Origin of the sequence: Pontibacter pamirensis (assembly GCF_010015475.1) — a bacterium.
Lineage (GTDB): Bacteria > Bacteroidota > Bacteroidia > Cytophagales > Hymenobacteraceae > Pontibacter > Pontibacter pamirensis.
The window spans coordinates 41,474-62,300 of the sequence record NZ_SSNI01000033.1 but is presented as its reverse complement, the minus strand read 5'-3'; the positions used below and the strand labels follow the sequence as shown (position 1 = coordinate 62,300).

Here is a 20,827-nt window from a genome sequence, read left to right as displayed (position 1 = left end):
TTTAGCTACAAAGCAAAAGGAGCGGCACCATTCGTGCCGCTCCTTTCATAGGTACTACGTCAGTTGCAGATACCTGCTTAATAGCCGGTGTTCTGCTGATATAAACCTTCTTTAACGATTAGCTGTGTAAACGGAATCGGATAGACGACATTATAAGGTTCTATTGAATCCGGCATTCTGTTCAGTTCATCTTCCTGTGGCAGCCAGTCATTCATCTTATCTATCACTTTGCCAAACCGTACCAGTTCATGCCAGCGTAGCCCTTCGCCCGCAAACTCCAGTCTTCTTTCTTCCAGCAGCATGTCCAGCGTTACACCAGAAACAGGCTCTAGTCCGGCTCTTGCTCTCACCATGTTCACGATGTCATCCACCTCCTGCTGGCTTCCTCCTGCTCCACCACGCAGTATGGCTTCTGCTTTCATCATCAGCACATCAGTGTACCTGATAAGCGGGAAGTTGATAGGCCAGTCAAAGCGGTCCACACCAGGATCCGCCTCGTTCAGGAACTTCCTGTAAAAAGCCCTGGTCTCAACGTTTCCAAAGTCATCTGTAAACCCTTGCTGAATAGTCACCGCTTTACGTACATCCTCCTCCTCGTAGGCATTCAGCAGGTCATCTGAAATTTCTCTGAATTCGACACTAGACTGAGGTGACGGTATGTTTGGCACCGTATTGAAATAGGAAGAAACTCCCATATAACCAGGCAGGGTACTACCCAGCCCTAAGCCACCACTCTGAAACTGAACATCGAAAATGATATCCGGATTGTTCTCATTGTCATAAGCAAATATTCTGGCATAGTCGCTCACCCAGGCGTGGGGGCTGTTATTGATGATATCATTTAATAAGGTAAGTGCCTGAGAAAACTCATTCACACCTAAGGTAGGCCCCTCTACGCCATACTCTGGTCCTGAGCGGGTTAGATGCACACGCGCCAATAACGCTTTGGCAGCCCACGATGTAGCTCTACCTACATTTGTACCTGTCCAGTTTTGTGGCAGAAGTTCTATAGCACTGTTCAGATCAGACACGATGAATTCGTATACTTCCGGCACAGGACTTCTTGGTATCTCCAGCGCGGCGGCAGGAGATACAACAGAACTATAGATAGGAACCTTTCCGTACCACCTCACCAAGTCGAAGTAGTAAAGTGCCCGCAGGAACTTTGCTTGCCCCTCTAATCTGTTTCTCTGGGTTTCATCTGTAACAACACTTGGATCTAATCTGTCCAACACTGTATTGGCACGCATGATGCCATTGTAGTTCTGGTTCCAGGCTGCCGCAACCAAATCGTTATTTGCTATGGTGTTGGCAAAGTCATTTATTGGATCCCAGGGCCTTACACCAGTAGAGGAGGAGCCGTATATATTGTCTGATCTTGTTTCAGAAAGATCGTAGTAACGATCCGGGAAAGGACGCAGCTGTGCATACGCACCGTTTATTGCCTGCTCAAATTCGGCAGGAGTCCGGTAAAAGTTTGCCGTACTGGCTTCGGATAATGGCGCCTGTTCCAGTTCATCTTCACAGGACACCAGACCTACCAACAGCAGCGAACATATATATAAAGGTATCTTTTTCATCATGATAAATTTTAGCTTGCAATTAGAATGAAAGGTTCAGGCCGACAGTCATGGTCTTGGACAACGGGAAAGCACCATAGTCGTCCCCTACCAGCGCACCGCCATCTGCATTGTTCACTGCCTCCGGGTTGAATCCACCTACATACTCATCACCACCAAACCAGTTTTCAGCACTTACATAAATACGCGCCCCCTGCACGAACCTCGTATTATTCATCAATTTACCAAGGTCATACCCTAAGGTGATGTTCCGCACTCTCCAATAGTCGGATGAGTAGAGCCAGGCTGTACTCTTTAAGAATCCGAAACTGGAATTTGCTTTTCCTCTTTCTCCGGCGCCCGGATCCTCAGCAGATCTCCAGCGGTCACGGTGAAACCCCAACGTGTTCTCCACCAAACCCTGCCCTGGCCTGTCCAACGCGCGGCCAAACATTGAATAAAGTTCACCGCCCTGCTGGCCCTGTACCAGCACTCTCAGATCAAAACCTTTAAAGGTGAAGGTGTTTGTAAGCCCCCACACGTAATCCGGATTTGGCTTGCCGACAATTACCCTGTCATTTTCATTGATCACACCGTCGTTGTTGGCATCGATGTATCTTGGATCGCCCACCGTCTGGTTTCCATACAATGCTACATCGCTGTCGATGTCTTGCTGCGTCAGAATTCCATCCTGCTCCACTACATAGATACTCCACAGTGGCTGCCCCACTTGCAGAAGTCTGTGGCCAACTCCGTAAGAACCAGTCTCAACGGGTGTATTATTTGGTCCTAGTTGCCTTACCTCGTTTCTGTTGAAGCTAAGGTTTGCATTCGTTGTCCAACCAAAGGCACCTGTTAGGTTGTGTGTGGTTAACTCAAGTTCCCAACCTGTGTTATATACCTCCCCGATGTTTGTAAGCGCCGTAGAAAATCCTGTGGCAGTAGGCACCGGTATATTAAGCAGCAGGTTCGAATTCGTTTTTGTGTAATAATCAAAAGACGTAAACACACGGTTTTCAAACAGTCCCATATCCAGACCAATATTCAGTGTTTTGGATTCCTCCCAACCCAGATTGGGATTCGGGGCATTTGATGGTACTTGTCCGGTTACCACCGTTGGGCTTATGCCGCCAAACGAATAATTGGCAAATCCGAGTAAAGGAATGTGGGCGTAGTTGGGGATCGCATTGTTACCAGAAACACCATAACTGGCTCTTAATTTCAAATCATTCACCAGGGCTACGTCTGCCATGAAACTTTCTTCGGAAACCCTCCACCCTACAGAGACAGAAGGGAAAGTGCCCCATTTAGTGTCTTCCCCAAACCTGGAAGAACCATCGCGGCGGACTGTGGCACTAAAGAGGTAACGATCTGAGAAGTTATATTGTACCCGGCCAAAGTAGGAAAGCAGTGTATGCCTGGTCTCAGTGGTAAAAGTATTGTTTGCGTTGATGTTAAGCGCAGCATTCAATGTAGAAATGTCGTCCGTTCCAAACCCGCCAGCACTCCGAATCTGGAAATAATTCGTGTTGCCCAGGTTATAGGAAGCACCTACCAAAGCAGACACGTTGTGATTGCCTGCTATTACTCTGTCATAAGAAAGCGTGTTTTCGTTTACAAAAGTAAGCCTGCGATAGCCGTCGAAGCCACCTGCGGCCTGTCTGTTTCCACGGTTACCGCTTACAAAGGAAGGTCTGAAAGACTTAGAACTTGCGTCAGAATGGTCCAAATTCAGGGTGCTTCTGAATCGCATATTATCCATCAGGCTGTACTCCCCGAACAAGGTAGCCAGCGTTCTGAAGATCCTGGTTTCTCCTATAGAGTTCTCTATCACCCGTACAGGGCTGTTTCTGGAAACGCCCCACTGGTAAGGCAACTCATCTCTTGTATTTACATCTAATCCAACAGTATCTTCCACAACAGGATTAAAACCTACCGCTATATGCATCTGCTGGTCTTTTCCTTCTACACCCGGATCATTTGTAATGGAGTAAGACGGGCTGAGGTTAATTCCGAATTTCAGTTTTTCGTTAGCTTTAACTTCTACGTTTGCTCTGGCAGAGTAACGCTCATACCCCAAGCCTAATGCAATCCCCTCCTGGTTTAGGTAATCACCTGAAACGTAGTAATTCACAGCATCAGTACCTCCTGAAGCAGCCACCTGATAGTTCTGCATAAGCCCCTTCCTGAAAACCTCATCCTGCCAGTCTACTATCCTTAGCCCGGGATAGCCTGGCTGCAGCCAGCGCTCATCAAGCACCAGAGTGGGGCTAAAGCGGCCAAGTATAGCCACTCTTTCAGCAGAAGACTGGTTAGCAGTTCTACCTTCACCTGAATTCACCCAGTTGTAGTTGATCATCTCCACTGCCCTGTCTATCCACTCCTCTCCGCTCAGTACGTCCAGCTTTTTGGCTGTTTCGCTCCAACCGGCATAGGTGTTGAAAGTAATTCTGGGCTTGCCTGACTTGCCTGACTTTGTTGTAATGATCACAACACCATTCGCACCGCGGGAACCATAAATAGCAGCGGCAGAAGCATCTTTCAGCACTTGGATAGACTCAATGTCGTTCGGGTTTATATTATCAAGCGGGTTACCCTGCCCAAAGCCTCCTGCTGAGCCCTGTGAAACCACATCCAGCGGGAAACCATCCACTACGTAAAGCGGCTCAGTACCTGCTGTAATTGAACCAGACCCTCTTACCTGTATACTGAATCCCCTGCCGGGCACACCGCTCGTCTGCTGCACCCGTACACCAGCCATCTGCCCTACCAGCGCCTGGTCAACCCGCGCAATAGGCCTTTCCTCAATTGCTTTAGCATCAAGTGTGGCAATAGCATTCGTCACATCAGCACGCTTCTGAGTACCATACCCCACTACAACAACCTCCTGCAGCGCTTCAGTGTCTTCAGATAACGTGACGTTGAGGTTTTCAGGCCCTGAGAAAGATCTTTCTACCGGACTGAAGCCAACAAAAGAGAAAATCAAGGTTCCGGGTGACTCCGGCACAGATAAGGCGAAAGAACCATCCGCGCTTGTAGCGGCACCAGTAGTAGTACCTTTCAGCAGTACTGTTACACCAGGCAGCGGATCACCCGCCGCAGAAGTTACTCTACCTGTTATAGTCCATTGAAAAACATTGGCTGATACAGCAGAAGGATTGGCTAAAGCCTCCTGGGGAAGAGCAGCGCCAGCAAGAGCTAAGGGTATAAATGCCATACAGCTTTTTAGCTGCCATAGCTGTTTTTTACTTCTCATAGGTAAGCGTTTTAGTTATCATATATTTATTTAGTATCAGATTCCTATAGCCTGGCTGTTCTTCTAAAAGAGTTTTTCAACAGCAATGCACTATATCCTAATGCTTAGCAGGGCTGAAACAGTGTGCAGCAGAAGGTGGTGCCACTTTACCATAAAGGCTTTTCTATCGATGCCTTCTTTTTATAACCAGTTGCATTAGCCGGCTAACCATGTGTGTCAGCAGGATTAAAGCCCCCTCCAACTGCTTTGTGGTGGAGGAAAAACTTGTAACTTATTCTAAATTTATAGCAACCAAAGGAGCTTCCTATCCTGCTCTATCCTGTAGCAGTTTGAAAAGAGTACAGCAATGAATGCTTCATGTGCTTCTGAAGGGCTTTGAAGCCACGAATAGAGTTGACTTGGTGCAACCTAAATTGTGAGGTTTTAGGCGAGAATTTCGACCAGTATGTAGCAAGTCTTCTTATCGGGGAGATGTTTTTCTAAGGTTCAGCATCATCTTGTCTAATGCTGAGGCCTGGTGACTCTAATTAAAAGACGACTTATGACGAAAGAAAAAACTGCTACCTGTTTCGTGCATTTGTTACAGGCAATAAGTTGCGAAGAGCTGATATCGACTTTTCCCTGGTCCAACAATGTGAAGCAGTACTCCTGGTCCTGAACGGCATACATATGTAGTATACAGGACACTACCGGATAGTTATTTAATCACTTATTCTTATTTTTCACATCTAACACTTATTAATTCAAAAGCTTTCTTAAGAATTAGTACAGTGACAGCAATAGTTCAGGAATATTTTTATATTACTGAACTAACATCTTTTTAAACCCTTGCCACACCCTGATGCGGCAGAAGCTTAGGCCTAATCTATTATTAAAAAGAAGAAGAAATGAAGAAGACCCTTGCCAGTCAGTTAGACTCTATTAATGAGTATGAGAGAGAACCTGTTCCAGAGCATCAGTTGAAGGGCTTGAAGAGCTTTATTGGCATGTATGCCGGTGAACACACCGCCGGAACAGAGTTTGTGATTGGGCCTTTGTTTGTTGTGCATGGTGTTAGTGCATCTGATCTTTTCTTAGGCTTGCTGGTAGGTAACCTGCTAGCCGTTTTAAGCTGGGCGTTTTTATGTGCTCCGATAGCAGTTAAAGTCAGGCTCACACTCTATTATCAGTTAGAGAAAATCTGCGGCAGATATCTGGTATCCGGTTATAATATAGTGAATGCCCTTATGTTCTGCTTCCTGGCAGGCTCCATGATAGCTGTGGCAGCAACCGCAGTGGGTATTCCCTTTAATATAGCGATGCCCGGCTTAAAAGACTTATACCCCACCAGCATCGGTTGGATGGTAACGGTGTTTTTTGTGGGATCCGTTATTACACTGGTTGCTATTCTGGGGTATGAGCAGATATCTAAATTTGCAAATATCTGCGCGCCCTGGATGATCTTGGTCTTTATTGCGGCCGCCTTTGCCGTCATGCCTCAGTTGGGCATCACCTCGGTTGACAGCTTCTGGGAAGTAGCCCAAACCAGGATATGGAATGGTGTACCGGTAGCAGGTTTCAGCAAGTTCACCTTCTGGCACGTCACCTTCTTTGCCTGGTTTGCCAACATGGCGATGCACATCGGCATGGGCGATCTTTCTATTCTTCGGTACGCCAGAAAATGGCAGTATGGTTTTGCTTCCACTACCGGTATGTTTATCGGCCATGTGATGGCCTGGATTGCATCCGGCATCTTGGTGGCAGCAGCCAGTGGCGAAGTAACCCCGGGGCCTATTGCTTATAACAGCGCAGGCATAGCAGGTGCCATTTGTGTGATGATTGCCGGCTGGACCACTGCTAACCCTACTATCTACAGGGCTGGCCTAGCCATACAGTCTATTGTGCCTATGGTAAAAAGATGGAAAGTAACCATGGTGGTGGGCCTGGTTACCACTATTGCAGCCCTGTTTCCTGCCCTTGTGATGAGGCTGCTTGATTTTGTTGCGCTCTACGGCTTGGTGCTCATGCCTATGGGAGCCATCATCTTCATAGATTACTATATCATCCCTAAAATAGGCCTGAGAAGCAATTATGCAGAAGTTGCAAAAACGCCCTTTAACGTGGCGGCAGGCCTGACCTGGCTGGTGACCTTGCTGCTTTGCCTGTCTCTTAACTTTTACCAGGGAGTAGAAATCTTCTTCCTGGGGCTGCCGGGATGGTTTATTGCTGCTACACTCTATATTATCATCAGCAAACTGTATCAGCAGAAAGCAATCCAGCAACAGGAAGTAAAAGTTTCCGCAAAATCATTGTAATCCTATTCCGCAAAGTTCTAACGCTATTCCTATCATGCAAGCCATATTAAAAATTATCTCCTACATTGGGCTTCTTCTTACAGTAGTACCTTCGTTTCTGGTGTTCTCGGGAGCTATGGAGTTGAGTTTTCATAAAACATTGATGCTTATAGGCACACTGCTGTGGTTTTTTACGGCGCCGTTCTGGATGAACAAGCAAAAGCCTTCTGAATCAAAAGTTTAGCAACTGCTTTATAAATAGCTGGCAAAGGCCCATTTGCTGTGCCTTTCATTTATTTTAGAATCTTCAATTTTTATCTTCTTTTATGATTCCTTGTATTGCAATCTTTGATATCGGTAAAACCAATAAGAAATTCCTGCTTTTTGATCAAAACTATAAAATCATAAAAGAGGAAGAAGTTAGCTTTCATGAGATTGTAGATGATGATGGTGACAAGGGAGAAGACCTCGTGGCACTGACAAACTGGCTTCGCACCACCTGGAAAACTTTGGAGACGGAGCAGAAGTATGATGTGCTGGCAGTAAACTTTACTGCATACGGTGCCAGCCTCGTGCACCTGAACGAAGCTGGAGAACCAGTAACGCCGCTCTACAATTACTTAAAGCCTTACCCGGAAGACCTGGAAAAGCAATTCTACAGTACCTATGGAGATAAAGCCACTATATCAGTACAGACAGCATCGCCACCCCTGGGCATGCTAAACTCTGGCCTGCAGCTTTACTGGCTAAAGTACCGGAAACCGGAAGTATTTAAACAGATAAAGCACACCCTACACCTGCCGCAGTATGTGTCGTATATCTTTACTGGGCAGTTAATAACAGAACATACCAGTATTGGCTCCCACACGGCCCTCTGGGATTTTCAAAAGCAGGATTACCATGACTGGGTGTATGCAGAGGGCTTCGATAAACTGTTCCCTCCTTTGCGGCCTCACTACAGACCTTTAGAAACATCCTTCAGAAATACAGTGATTCCGGCTGGTTTAGGGTTGCACGATAGTTCATCCGCAATTTTACCATACCTAAAGCAGTACCGTAAGCAGTTTCTTTTGCTTTCTTCCGGAACATGGGGTATTACCCTTAACCCTTTTGCAAATTCCCCGCTCACCATATCAGACTTAGAAGAAGACTGCCTGCAGTACCTGACTATTTATGGCAGGATTGTAAAGGCATCGCGTAAGTTTATCGGCAATGCGCATGAGGAACAGATAAAGCGCTTAGCTGAATTTTATGACAAGCCACTGGACTATTACAAGACAGTTCAGTTTGATGAGAGCCTCACAACAGGTATTACGCAGCTTGGCTTCGGCCATGCTCCAAAACAGGAGCAGTCGGCCGAAGTAAGAGAAAAAGTAGCTTCTGCTGTAAACATAGCGTTAGACCTGGAGTTGTACGACTCCTATGAGGCTGCATACCATCCGCTAATGGAGCAAATTATACAGCAACAGTTAGACTCTCTACTTTTGGCTGCGGAGGGAAACATGAATAATTTTAAGATTCTGCTCGTAGACGGCGGCTTTAGCAGAAACCAGGTTTTCATGTCATTGCTGCGGCGCATATTCCCTTATTTAAGAATAAAAGCCGGAAAGGCAGCCCAGGGTACTGCACTTGGTTCGGCACTGGCGCTGAACATCTGGCCTTATTAAACTTTGCAAAGGCTGACTTAAGTTTGCCTGCCTTTAACAAAACATTCCTTCTGCCTGCCATATTTCGAGCAAGCCAGAAGGGATGTTTTTGTTTGAAGGGCGAAATAATTAAAGTGTAATAGTCACGCCACCTTCAGCAGCAGGGCTTACTACAAAGAGTGTCTGCGGATAAGCGTGAAAGGGTTATGTACTTTTTCTGTTAGTTTATGCTTCATCAGGTAAGCAGCTGTTTCGCCCATGCCTTCATGGTCTGTCGAAATTACAGTGATTCCATTATCCAGAATGTTTTTTAGAGGTGTGTCGTTATAAGAGATAAGACCAATGTCTTTGCCCAGCGTCAATCCTTTTGCCCGGCTCTCCTTTATAAGCTCAGCCAAATCCGATTCTTCCAGAACAATATAAGCAGTTCCCGGAGAAATGGGTTCCTGATGGATACTGTTTACAACTGTATGCTCTATAGAAGTTTCTCTGCAGAAATGGCGAAAACCTTTCACAATCTCAACAGGGTATGCAACCTCTTTTGGGTAAACCAGCACAAACTTATTGTACTTGCGTAACAAGTCCTTTCCTGAGTGCAGGGCGTTTCTTATGTCGCGCTCAAAATCCTGGTAAACTGCGGCGCAATTGCCGGTATAGTTCTCAATGTTTTTGTCGAGCAGCACAAGCTTATCCTGCGGTAGCTTTTTAATAACTTGTGTTGCGGCCTCCACATGCGTGGTGAAATGAGGCATTATCACATAGTATTGATACTTCCCCATGTTTTCCTGAAGCAGGCTTTCGCATATTTTGCCATCAAAGTGGTGGATATGCAGGTCTACCACAGCATCTTCACCCAGCGTTTTAAGTATGGCATAATAAACGGATTTTTTGTACGCACTCAGCTTATTAAAAAGCAACAGTACGCGCATTTTGTCTCCACTAAATGTTTCGCTGATATAGCAGCCTTTTCCCTTAACTGAGCTAATCACCCCTTTTTTGCGCAAAACTCGATAAGCTTTCTCTATCGTGTCGCGCGATAAATAATACATTTCGCTGGTCTCGTTGATAGACGGAACACGTTCGCCACGCTTTAATACTCCTGCCTCAATATCTGAAATAACGGCGTTGACTACCTGTAAATATTTCGGTGTGGCTGAAGTAGCATCAATTCTGTCTAGAAGTTCCATAAGCTAATATAAAATATAAGGATGAACTGGTTTGATTTCAGGACTTTTAAGCGTTTTTACAGCTGTTACACATCACTATAATCTTTGCTGATTCAGCTATATTGCGCAATCGATTGCATTACATGCTACTATTTTACAATTAAATGCTTTAACAAGTTCATAAACTCCCAGTGATTAATCAATCATTTGTTTCAATCTTGGAATATAGCCAATTATTCCATGCCTTCAAAAGATTTTTGACTGTTAGCCTTGCCCCAGTATTTAAAATGACAGTAGTAGCTAAAGACGAGCACTGGAACCAGCGTGTCTTCTGCCTCATTTACCACAAAATAGATGAGGAGAGACAGGTTAGTGCTAGCTAAATGGCAGACGCTCTTGGAGAGGCGTCGTGCTTACATGCCAGGGGTCTTACCCTGGACCTAAACAAATTCCTGCTCTGTTACCCGCAGAACAAGGCCTCTCTAATCAAGTTTCTTTATTCTAATATCCCGAAATTCGATTCCCTGTCCTTCACTCTGAAGGGCTATGTACCCTTCCTTCAAAAGCTTCCCATCCTGCTTTATTGCTGGATCGAAATCATTGGCTACATCTCCGCCAATTTGTGGGCGGGTATACTGCAAGACTGTGTCTCCATTGATAAGGTGGGTTACGAGTGAATCTTTCAGTACAATCATGTCTGCTCTTACCCATTGATCCCACTCATAGGTATCAGAAGAAGAATTGATGCAGTGCCTGGGATCCATTTCCCCTTTGTAGAACACTTCTGTTCCCGGAGAACACATGTTTCCTGTTGGGCGGGGATTACCGTCTTCGGCTCCTGCCAATAACTGAAATTCAACTGAAATAGGCCAGTCCTGCTCTTTCAGAATGGTATTGGGCGCCTGGGAGTGAAACATAATTCCGCTGTTTCTATAGGTATAGTCAGGCGCATCTTCTAACCACTGGTCTGTAAAGCGGTACTCCCAGGTCAGGTGGTAGGAGGAAAAGGGCTCTTTGTAAAACAAATGGCCATACCGGTTATCGAACGTTTCGTAATCATCATAATTCACTTGCAGCACACCACCGTCTTTTACCCGGAAGGTTTGGGCGTAGTTGTCACCCACTTCGTGATGGTGAATTTTAACGATCCAGTCGTCAATATCTTTGCCATTGAAAAGAGTCTGCCATTCATCACCCTGCTCCTCTGTATTCCCGCTTATACCTGAAGAACAGGAGATGGCTCCCAGCAACACAACAAATAACAAAACAAATTTTAGCCGTAGTATGAATCTGGTTCTGGGTGCTGGGATCATTAGGTTTTTAGATTTGACGGATGACACAAATAAATAATTGCTGTAAAATAGTGATGGCTAACTCATCGGACTATTTCATCATGAAGCTAATAAAAATAATTGAAGATAATGCTCATTATAGAATAAGAGTGCTTTAAACCTATTCTGTTCCTAGACTTTATTCCGGCATCAGTTTGCTTTACTCTTTCTGATAAACCCTTACATAATCCACCTCATATACTCCAGGGAAATCAGTGCCTGATGGATCTCCCCCATTAGAGCCAATGGCGAGGTTCAGCAGAATATAATGCGGCTGGTGAAAAGGGTTAAAACCATCCGGGTTCAGTGTCTGGCTTAGATCTACCTCGTTCAATAACTCATCGTCCAGGTAAAGCCTGATGTAGTTTTCTGTCCAGTCCATTTTCCAGATATGAAACTTCTCCGGCCAACTGGGATCTTTCTCAAGGAAGTGAGAAAAAGGCACTTTACCCTCATCCCAAGCCGCTCTCTTGCTTTCATGCGCCCAGGCGGCATTCGCTAAAATGGTGGGCTGCCCTTGTACGCGGTAGTATTCCATAATGTCCACCTCCCCGTTGGCTGGCCAGCCTTTAGATGTACCCAGCGTCCAGATGGCAGGCCACAGACCCATGGCTGTGTCTATCCTGGCCCTGACTTCTATGATACCGTATTGGAAAGCCTTTTTCCCATTTGTATTGATGCTGGCAGAGGTATAGTCAGCATATGCTGTATTTTTCCTCCAATCCTTACTCGAAGGATCAAAAAACTCGTTTTTTACCTTTTCCCGCTTCCCTTCGATTACCAGAACTCCCTCCCGTACATTGGCATTCTCCGGCTGGTACCACTGCAGTTCGTTGTTCCGCTTAAGTCCATACTCATAAGACCAGTTCGTGCTATCCGGCTTGCCGTCTTTAATGAACTCATCCTGCCACACTAGCTTATACCCATCCGGTGCTGAAGCGGCGGCACTTTCTGATTGCGCAGGCATTTGACCTCTGCTGCACGCCAGCAAACTAGCCGACAGCAACAGTATCCATATGTTTTTCATTTGTTAAGATATCTGGTTATACCAGGAATGTTATGCGAAACCATGTTTAATTATTTAGTCCCAGCGGGACGACCTGTCGACAGAAACTAAGATGTATTCTTATTTGAGCTCCAGCGGAGCGACCCGTAGAATTTACTTGAACAGGTCGCTCCGTTGGAGTTCAAGGCGCTCTCGTACCATCAGGATAACGACAGTTTGTCCCGCTGGGACTTTTTGCACATCAGCACTGCCTAAGTTTATACCTCTTCCTGTTTGAATAAAAATAATATACAAGAAATTTCATCAATACACTATGGCCTGCGCTGAAACAAGAACGGGAAAGCCAAAAGCTTTCCCGTTCTTGTTGTTTTTAAATCTTTTTAAACATAATCGCCGACTTATTTCAGCATCAGGTTAAGAACCCAAAACTGAACAGGATGCAACTAAATACGCTGTCAAAATTCATTCATAGCGACAGCGGCCTGCACATGATACAATTCATCCACTGACTTTGTACTTTCTGATTTCGTGCTTCCTTTCTGTTCTTCCATCTCCAGTAATAAATTCGCTACTAAAGCCGTCCAACCGGTTTGATGGGAGGCTCCCAGGCCTTGTCCGGTATCACCGTGGAAAAACTCATAGAAGAGGTGATGGTTTCTGAAATGCTCGTCTTCCGCGAACTGAGCATGGTCCGCGTGATACTGAAATTTACCGTCTTCGTTTCTTTCAAATATTTTCAGCAGCCTTTTCGTTAGCTCATTCGCAATTTGGTTTAGGTTTAATCTATTGCCTGAGTTGGTCGGGAACTCGAACGTATAGGCATCCCCAAAATACTTATGGTATTTGCGGAGCGCCTGAATGATCAGGTAATTCAAAGGGAGCCAGATAGGACCGCGCCAGTTGGAATTACCGCCAAACATAGGGCTGGAGCTTTCGCCGGGTTCGTATTGAATGGTATGGTGGCTGCCGTTGTGGCCAAACTCAAACGGGTGCTCCTGGTGATATTTGGATAACGAGCGAAGTCCGTAGTCTGATAAAAACTCGTCTTCATCCAGCAGTCTTTTCAGAAGAGGCTCCAACCTGTTCCCGCGCATTACAGAGAACAAGTAATCTCCGTCTTTACCCTTCTCCTCAATATCGGAAATGAGCTGCCCCAGGTCAGGCCGCGTGCGGGTAATGCTCACCGCGCGAATCTTAAACTCAAGCATCCGGTCAAAGAAGCTGCTGTCGATAACCTCCACTGCCAGCAGCGGAATAATGCCCACCAGTGAACGGACTTTCAGCAACTCACTGGTGCCGTTTTCATACTGCACGGCATCATAATAGAACTTATCCTTGTTATCCCATAAGGAGATATCATTTTTCCCGATATGATGCATGGCCTTGCCTATGTTCAGGAAGTGGCGGAAAAACTTGGCTGCAGATTCTTCATAGGAACGGTTTTGCTGCGCCAACTCCAGGGACATACGCAGCATGTTCAGAGAATACATCGCCATCCAGCTGGTGGCATCTGCCTGCTGCAGCTTCTTAACGCCGTGCGGCAAATGGCTACGGTCAAACACACCTATATTATCCAGCCCCAGGAAACCGCCTTCAAACAAATCGGTGCCATTGGAGTCTTTCTGGTTTACCCACCAAGTAAAGTTCATCAACAGCTTCTGGAAAGCCCGCTCCAGGAAATCCCAGTCCGGTTTGCCCGTTTTCTTCTTGTCTATCTCATACACCTGCCAAACACCCCAAGCATGCACCGGAGGGTTAACATCACTGAAATTCCATTCGTAGGCTGGTATCTGCCCATTCGGGTGCATGTAGTATTCCCGAAGCATCAGTTGCATCTGGTGCTTAGCGAAGTCTGGATCAACATGCACCAGCGTAGTCGCATGAAAAGCAAGGTCCCAGGCGGCAAACCAAGGATACTCCCATTTGTCAGGCATCGAGATAATATGTCGGCAGGTCAGGTGCTGCCAGTCTGAGTTGCGCTTCAGGTTGCGGTGTGGCGGGTGCTCATGCGTTTCCCCATAATGCCATTTATACATGTCCAGGTAATAGAACTGCTTTGTCCAAAGCATACCAGCAAAGGCCTTGCGCGCCAAGGTTCTATGCTCCTTTGGCAACGTCTCCGGAACAAGCTGTTCGTAATACTCATCTGTTTCTGCCTTGCGGATAGCGAATACATGGTCAAAGTTTATCCATGGGTCTTCCATGCTTTTTTTGCTCAGGCGTACCTTAAATGTAGCAGATCCGCCTCCAGCTACATCCTCCTTTAGCCAAATTGCCACTTTCGTACCTTGCTTCTCCGGGTTAATTGTAGCTGCCTGGTGAAGAACATGGTTGTTGATGCCGTCTTTTACAAAAAGAAAATCATTTGCTGTGTGGTGCACGCGCTGGTTGTTCGTTTCATTCTCGCAGAACAACTGCTCCCCCTGCTGGTGGTAAAAGTGCCACTTGCCGTTCCGGTCAGAGTTTGTCTGCACACAATGAGCAGTCGGGGCTGTGATGTTCGGTTTGCTATATCTGGAGTTGTGCTTCCAGTAGTTCCGGAACCACAGGTGCGGTAGCACATGTATGGTCGCTGCCTCCGGTCCGCGGTTATGCACCGTCACCTTCATTAGTATGTCGTTCGGGTCAGATTTAGCATATTCGATGAAAATATCGAAGTAGCGGTTTTCCCGAAACGCCGCTGTGTCCAGCAGTTCGTACTCCGGCTGCTCGCGCCCCCTTCTGTTTTGCTCGAGCAGTTCCTGGTAAGGGAAAGCAATTTGCGGATATTTGTAAAGAAATTTGGTATAGGAATGGGTAGGAGATGATTCCAAGTGAAAGTAAAGTTCTTTAACGTCTTCGCCGTGGTTCCCCTGCCCGTTGGTCAGGCCAAAAAGCCTTTCTTTTAATATCGGGTCCTGCCCATTCCAGAAAGCCGGAGCCAGGCACAGAATCTGCTGGTAATCGCAGAAACCGGCAATGCCCTCATCACCCCAACGGTAGGCATTGCTTTGCGCCATGTCATGAGAAATAAAATTCCAGGCAGTACCATCCGGGCTATAATCTTCGCGCACAGTACCCCACTGTCGATCAGAAAGGTAAGTACCCCATTTTTTCCAGGTTCTGTTGTTTGTTGACTGAGCCAATCGCTCTTCTTCTTTACTACGCATGCTAATAGGTGCTATTAATGTTACGCCAAAACTAAACCGGCGCTGTTAAGTTTATTTTTATGTATTCTTCATCATTCTCGCATTTGCTACACATCAATGCAATGGGCGTAGGCAATCAATCAAATGAAGAAGCTTTGGTTATCTGAAACAGATATGGCTTTAATCCTGAGATATAAATTATAGGACCCTCTCCTATCTGTCTGCTAAATAGGTAGAGTAGTTAGCGAAGCTTAAGCAAGTCAAATTGAATTGGCTTTTCCTTTCCACAGATAAAGAAAGCACTTGTTAGCTCCCATAGCGTAAAGCACTTTTATCATTCCAACGCCAGTAAATATAGGTATCTCAATTGATTGCTTTCCTCTCCTGAATAAATACAAAAATTATCACTAAATAAATTTTATCAAACCTTTCATCAATTACACCTATAGTATATATCTTTTAATTTTGTTGTCATTTTATCAAAAAATAAAACATAAATTACATATTTATAAATATTTAAACATTAAGATTACAAAACAGCAACCTATAACATTTTTAAAATGATTGTAATATACTTAAAGTAGTGATATAGTGTTCAGTACTTTACTAAATTTATTGTGTCGGATAGACGCAGGAGGGTGAAGGCGCTTTCAGGGTGTGTTTACAGTATGACTGAAGGGAAAATCTTAGTTCATCCTGAAGTAAACATTTAGCTAAGGGTATTGAGAAGAAACAGGACAAAAGCAGCCAGAGAGGTACGCTGCTACAAAACATAGTTTATACTAATAAAAAGATGAAGGCACCCTCAGAGAGAGTGCCTTCATCTTTATTTAAATTTCCATTTTTTAGAAAATTATTAATGCGCCTGCCTATTCTGAAGATCATTTAAAACGCTCTTTAATTTTTGAGGATCATCCATATACTCCTCCAGGTTAAAAAGCTCTACTTTTCTAAACTCTACCGGGTGGCTTTCGCTTTGCAGGGAGATGTAGCCCTCCTTTAAAAGCTGCCCGTCCTTTTTCACAGCCGGGTCATGGTTGCTTACACTTCCACCGCCAATCTGTGGCTTTTGATACACCATCACGGTGTCTCCTTCTACAATATGTTTGATAAGAGAATCACCTAAAACCAGCGTTTCAACACGCACCCATTGGTCTCCGTGGTAGGTCTTAGAACTGGAATTAATGCAGTGGGGAGTGAAAAGGGTATCACCCATCACTACGTTGGTGCCAGGCGTACAAAGATTTGCAGTACTTCGCTCATCCTGGCCATTGCCTCCCAGTAACTGCGCCTCAAGTGAAATTGGGAAATCCTGATCCAGGCCCATGGTGTTGGCCGGCTGGGAATGGAGCATAGCACCGCTGTTCCTGAGAGCCCATCCTGGTCCATCTGTCGCCTGATCTCCTGTGAAGCGGTACTCCATCACCAGCAGGTAAGCAGAGTATGGCTCCTTATAGAAGATGTGTCCATACTGGTTATCGAAAGACTTATACTGATCATAGCGTACAACCAGGTTGCCGTCTTCCACCCTGAAGGTGTTTCCGTAGTTCTCGTTCAAGGCGTGGCCCCTGATTTTTATATCCCAGTCATCCAGATCTTTCCCGTTAAAAAGCTGCACCCACTCCTCCTGGGAAACGGTTTCATTCTGAGCAATGTTCTCATCCTGCGTCTGGTTATTCTGCGAGGTGCAGGACAACAGGCAGGCCCCTAGCAGGCCGGTACTGAGTAAAGCTTTGATTTTCATGTTTTTAATATGTTCTGTTTTTATATTTGTAAACTACATAAACAAAAGCTGATTAGCAGCGAGCATTTTAAGCTTATTCCTGCTAATCAGCCTGTATATCTGCTTTCTGCTGCTTATGCTCCCACAGCTGCCGACCTCCTCCTGAGGACCTTTACATTTTCCAGCTACTAACGGCTTGTACTGCCTGAACCCGAAGTGCAGCGAGGGTTCAGGCAGTAAAAGCTTATGCCACGTGTTTCTTCTCTTCAGGCATTTCTCTCAAAAAGTTCGGGCATATGTCATAACCATTATACCATTCAAGTCCGCCTCCTGATTCTATTGTTACATTGTTGAAGTTGTTATAATCAAGTAACTCTTTGGTAAACCCTTTTCCTATCAATGGTTTGATGTTTACAACCTTTTCATATCCATCCTGAAACTTTAACCAAATACGATAATTGCTTAAAGTCTCGAATTCAACTATTTCATTCATGGCTATTTCCTTATTTTAAAGGTTCAATTTTCTCTAAGCTTGCAGGTACTTGAGCTTTCTCCCAGTTTTTCATCAATTCATTCCTATGCAAAGATGCCCACTCAAGAACCAAAGCATGTGCTCTGTTTGGCAGAGTCCCTGCAATTCTGTCTAAGGTCTTAATATCATACTCCGCTTTATAATTTTCGTACTCTGCATGAAAATGGGGCGGATTATGGTCACTAAAATACATCTTTATGATTATTCCGTAGAATCTGCTTAATTCTGGCATTTTAAAAATACGATAAAGTTACTTTTCTATTTTCATAAACTGATAGGAGGCATAACTATAGCGTACCAGGAACTCTTTACTTCTTCTGTTGCGATAGGAAAGTGATAAGAGACGCGAATTCCTCATAGGACAAGGAGTTGGCAAGTCCTGCAGGCATCATAGATGTTTCCAGTTCTTTGCGGGACTTGATGTCAGCGGCTTTTATAGTGAAAACCTGGCCAGCGATGTTGCGCATAACAACCTTATCCGCTGATGCCTGCGAAATGAAGCCCATATAGTTCTTATCATCTTTGGTGACGATATGCACAGATGCAAAACCCTGGGAGATAGAAGCATTAGGCTTGAGGATTGACTCTGCTATCTGCTCCCGGTTCATAATAGAACCAATCTGCCCCATATAAGGACCTTTCATCGACTCGCCTTCATTTATACTGTGGCAGGCAATACACCCTTGTTGTGTAAAGAGACTTTTGCCTTTGATAGGATCACCCTCTATTTTGGCCATCGCCAGCATTACGTCCTCAATAGAGGATTTACCAATCTGGCCTTTTTGATTTCTGATCTTCTCCAGGTCAATATTCACTTCTTCTTTCGCCGCAACAATCTCTTCTTCTCCCCCTCCAAACTCGGCTATCTCCATACGGTGCCTGCCGTTCAAATCAGCGAAAAATTCCTTCCCGGCAGCGTCTGCTTTACTCCACTCTTCCTTTAGTAGCTTTTCAATAGCTGGCGAGGATTCCCACACAATTCCTTTGTAGTATGGTCCGTGTGTATCCGGGCGCGTACTCCACCACCAGGAAGCATCATAAGGAGCTTCTTTTTTATAGAGACGCGACAATGTCGTCAGGATTTCTTTTTTCAGTTCTTCTTCTTTTGTCTGCTGGTAGGCCGAAATCAAACCCTCTACTGCTTTCGGCTGGTGCATATAGCGCAAAGCCCATAGTGCCAGCGTGGAGTTCTCTGTTCCGATTGCGTTTACGGAGGCATCCACAGCGTTGAGGCCCACCAGTGCCTGTACTGCCAAATGAGCAGGAATGATGGCTGCGTTAGGAGTAGCATGAGGCCCCTCCGTGTCTTTTGCCGATGCAACAAAGGAAGCAGGAACATCTACTTCTAGCAGCGCTGGAATAGCTTCTGCATGGCCAAGACGGCCCAGGCCTATTATTGCTGCTGCCTGAACCCGTTCAGAGTCACTTTTAAGTCCCTTCAGGAAAGGTTCGAGCGGAACACTTCCGGGTCTCTTTCTATCACTGAGGGCACGTAAAGCAAACTCCCTCATCTCATTCTCCTGCGTTAGCTTAACTAAATTTTTTATACCATCTTCTCCAGCCGCCTGTGCATAGCCATACATGCCGGCAATCCGGGCATAGAGCGGCAGGCTTTTGTTTGTCGCCACTTTCCAAGCTGCTTTTGTGGCTTTTTTGGCAGGGCGGCTAATAAGTTCCTGCTGGGCATACAGACGCGCTACAGCGCTTTCTGATTTCAGTAAGTCCGCCAGCTCACTAATAGATGCTTCGTTAAGGTTCGGGAACGGTTTATACTCCCAATCTGCCGGGACAGCGCGCACCACAAAACCTTTACCCGGGTTACCGGAGTAGCCCGCACCATCCCAGGCCGACATATAAAGTCTGCCCGAAGCGTCTATATCCAGATCCGTAATTTGCGGCAGCTTAATAAACTCTTCTTCCTTCTGCTTAAAGCTTGCCCCGTCTTGTGTAACACGATGAATGTAAAGCTGGTTTCTGCCCCAGTCTGCCATCATGGGAACATTGTTGTACTTTTCAGGCCAGGTGGCATCATCCATGAACAAAGCGCCGGTACCCGATCCCCCTCCCAAGTCTACCAAGGCTGGAATGATCTCGTTTGTAAAGTGCTTGAACAGGACAGGGTAACCGTATTCACCGGACTGAATCTGATGGCTGAAGCGAATGTTCCAGCCGCCGCCGTCGTTGGTGTTTCCGCGCGTGAAAATATTCATATAAGGGTCGATGGCCACATCATAGATGTTGCGCATGCCGTGCGTGTAAACTTCCATCTCAGTGCCGTCAGGCCGAACGCGAACGATTCCTCCTCCGAGCATGGTCAGTTTTTTTCCTGTCCGATCAACCGCGTTATGGAAACCAAAGTCGCCTACGGCAATGTATATCCAGCCGTCGATACCCATCCGGATACCATTAGTGGCGTGGTCGGTACCACGGCTTTGCAGGAACTTGGGGGAGCTTATGTTTTGGATGAGTGGTCTGGAGGGGCCATCCGCGACACCATCTTGGTCCGCATCCTCGAAAACAACCAGGTCCATGCCTGATGCTATTCCGGTTTCTTTTGAGAAGGTTGTATGCAGGACAAAGAGCTGATCGCCGAGCGCTATTATGCCGCGTGGGTTATCAACCATGGCAAACAGTGTATGCTGGTCTGCTTCGCCGTCGTTATTGCTGTCAACCAGTTTAATGATGCTGCCTTTCTCCGGCTCTTTTCCCAGCGAGCCCATCATATCAACCCCCACATACACTTCCCCGTTTGGTGCTACGGCAAGGCAGGCGGGGCTTGGGGTAATGTCAGGCCCGGCAAAGGTGGTCACCTTCAGGTCGCTTGGCCAGTCCTGGGCAAGCGACCTGGTGCGCTTCAGGGCCTTCCTGTTATCCTGCGTTTCAGAACCAAATGGCATTTTAAATAAGCCACTCAACATTAGAAAAGCAAAAATCAGACTAAATTGAATTTTCAACATTTTCAATAATTTTTTAAAGGTATGCTGTTATTGCCCCGAATAACCTTAGAGGCCGTTTTTAAGTTGTTTATATATTTTTGACAAAGCTCAGAAAATCCTTCAGAGAAACTCTCTCCTAGAGTAAGTCAGGAGGTAGCAACTTTTCAATGAAGTTAGATATATCGCAACTCAGGCACTTAACTGATAGCTACTAATTCAGGCTATACACTAGTAGAGCATAAATTCCTTAGATTTGCCCACTTTGAAGAAA

General features: G+C 45.7%; 12 protein-coding genes. 2 read left to right on the top strand and 10 right to left on the bottom strand.

The window, feature by feature from the left end:
* Positions 1 to 77 precede the first annotated feature (77 nt).
* Both E1919_RS21005 and E1919_RS21000 read right to left on the bottom strand, forming a co-directional pair.
* The gene (locus E1919_RS21005) at positions 78 to 1,583 is read right to left on the bottom strand and encodes a RagB/SusD family nutrient uptake outer membrane protein (protein ID WP_237144723.1); all 1,506 of its coding nucleotides are present in this window, start codon (positions 1,581 to 1,583) and stop codon (positions 78 to 80) included.
* Positions 1,584 to 1,602: 19 nt separating this feature from the next.
* Positions 1,603 to 4,815, bottom strand: a complete 3,213-nt coding sequence (locus E1919_RS21000) for a SusC/RagA family TonB-linked outer membrane protein (RefSeq protein WP_162055388.1) — start codon at positions 4,813 to 4,815, stop codon at positions 1,603 to 1,605.
* An 887-nt stretch (positions 4,816 to 5,702) separates the two neighbouring features.
* Between E1919_RS21000 and E1919_RS20995 the strand changes: the two genes are divergently transcribed.
* Together E1919_RS20995 and E1919_RS20990 are read left to right on the top strand one after the other, a co-directional pair.
* Positions 5,703 to 7,109: a purine-cytosine permease family protein gene (locus E1919_RS20995; protein ID WP_162055387.1), complete on the top strand. Its 1,407-nt coding sequence runs from the start codon at positions 5,703 to 5,705 to the stop codon at positions 7,107 to 7,109.
* Positions 7,110 to 7,414: 305 nt separating this feature from the next.
* The gene (locus E1919_RS20990) at positions 7,415 to 8,755 is read left to right on the top strand and encodes an FGGY-family carbohydrate kinase (RefSeq protein ID WP_162055386.1); all 1,341 of its coding nucleotides are present in this window, start codon (positions 7,415 to 7,417) and stop codon (positions 8,753 to 8,755) included.
* A 149-nt stretch (positions 8,756 to 8,904) separates the two neighbouring features.
* On the opposite strand, the gene E1919_RS20985 is transcribed toward E1919_RS20990, so the two are convergent.
* The 8 genes from E1919_RS20985 to E1919_RS20950 form a co-directional block, all read right to left on the bottom strand.
* Entirely contained in the window at positions 8,905 to 9,921 is a 1,017-nt protein-coding gene (locus tag E1919_RS20985) for a GntR family transcriptional regulator (protein WP_162055385.1), read from the bottom strand.
* 461 nt (positions 9,922 to 10,382) lie between these two features.
* On the bottom strand, positions 10,383 to 11,213 hold the full coding sequence (locus tag E1919_RS20980; protein ID WP_162055384.1) for a 3-keto-disaccharide hydrolase: 831 nt from the start codon (positions 11,211 to 11,213) through the stop codon (positions 10,383 to 10,385).
* A gap of 178 nt (positions 11,214 to 11,391) precedes the next feature.
* Positions 11,392 to 12,258, bottom strand: a complete 867-nt coding sequence (locus tag E1919_RS20975) for a glycoside hydrolase family 16 protein (RefSeq protein WP_162055383.1) — start codon at positions 12,256 to 12,258, stop codon at positions 11,392 to 11,394.
* A gap of 434 nt (positions 12,259 to 12,692) precedes the next feature.
* Complete coding sequence (locus tag E1919_RS20970; protein WP_162055382.1) at positions 12,693 to 15,386, bottom strand: MGH1-like glycoside hydrolase domain-containing protein; 2,694 nt, start codon at positions 15,384 to 15,386, stop codon at positions 12,693 to 12,695.
* 835 nt (positions 15,387 to 16,221) lie between these two features.
* The gene (locus E1919_RS20965; RefSeq protein ID WP_162055381.1) at positions 16,222 to 17,109 is read right to left on the bottom strand and encodes a 3-keto-disaccharide hydrolase; all 888 of its coding nucleotides are present in this window, start codon (positions 17,107 to 17,109) and stop codon (positions 16,222 to 16,224) included.
* Positions 17,110 to 17,332: 223 nt separating this feature from the next.
* Entirely contained in the window at positions 17,333 to 17,581 is a 249-nt protein-coding gene (locus E1919_RS20960; RefSeq protein ID WP_162055380.1) for a DUF2442 domain-containing protein, read from the bottom strand.
* 10 nt (positions 17,582 to 17,591) lie between these two features.
* Positions 17,592 to 17,852, bottom strand: a complete 261-nt coding sequence (locus tag E1919_RS20955; RefSeq protein ID WP_162055379.1) for a DUF4160 domain-containing protein — start codon at positions 17,850 to 17,852, stop codon at positions 17,592 to 17,594.
* Between the two features lie 76 nt (positions 17,853 to 17,928).
* Positions 17,929 to 20,577, bottom strand: a complete 2,649-nt coding sequence (locus E1919_RS20950; protein WP_162055378.1) for a DUF7133 domain-containing protein — start codon at positions 20,575 to 20,577, stop codon at positions 17,929 to 17,931.
* Positions 20,578 to 20,827 lie beyond the last annotated feature (250 nt).

What these genes read in the sequence shown, in the direction of transcription:
- E1919_RS21005 (WP_237144723.1), bottom strand. Translation starts at nt 1,583, where the DNA reads ATGATGAAAAAGATACCTTTATATATATGTTCGCTGCTGTTGGTAGGT.
- E1919_RS21000 (WP_162055388.1), bottom strand. Translation starts at nt 4,815, where the DNA reads ATGAGAAGTAAAAAACAGCTATGGCAGCTAAAAAGCTGTATGGCATTT.
- E1919_RS20995 (WP_162055387.1), top strand. Translation starts at nt 5,703, where the DNA reads ATGAAGAAGACCCTTGCCAGTCAGTTAGACTCTATTAATGAGTATGAG.
- E1919_RS20990 (WP_162055386.1), top strand. Translation starts at nt 7,415, where the DNA reads ATGATTCCTTGTATTGCAATCTTTGATATCGGTAAAACCAATAAGAAA.
- E1919_RS20985 (WP_162055385.1), bottom strand. Translation starts at nt 9,921, where the DNA reads ATGGAACTTCTAGACAGAATTGATGCTACTTCAGCCACACCGAAATAT.
- E1919_RS20980 (WP_162055384.1), bottom strand. Translation starts at nt 11,213, where the DNA reads ATGATCCCAGCACCCAGAACCAGATTCATACTACGGCTAAAATTTGTT.
- E1919_RS20975 (WP_162055383.1), bottom strand. Translation starts at nt 12,258, where the DNA reads ATGAAAAACATATGGATACTGTTGCTGTCGGCTAGTTTGCTGGCGTGC.
- E1919_RS20970 (WP_162055382.1), bottom strand. Translation starts at nt 15,386, where the DNA reads ATGCGTAGTAAAGAAGAAGAGCGATTGGCTCAGTCAACAAACAACAGA.
- E1919_RS20965 (WP_162055381.1), bottom strand. Translation starts at nt 17,109, where the DNA reads ATGAAAATCAAAGCTTTACTCAGTACCGGCCTGCTAGGGGCCTGCCTG.
- E1919_RS20960 (WP_162055380.1), bottom strand. Translation starts at nt 17,581, where the DNA reads ATGAATGAAATAGTTGAATTCGAGACTTTAAGCAATTATCGTATTTGG.
- E1919_RS20955 (WP_162055379.1), bottom strand. Translation starts at nt 17,852, where the DNA reads ATGCCAGAATTAAGCAGATTCTACGGAATAATCATAAAGATGTATTTT.
- E1919_RS20950 (WP_162055378.1), bottom strand. Translation starts at nt 20,577, where the DNA reads ATGTTGAAAATTCAATTTAGTCTGATTTTTGCTTTTCTAATGTTGAGT.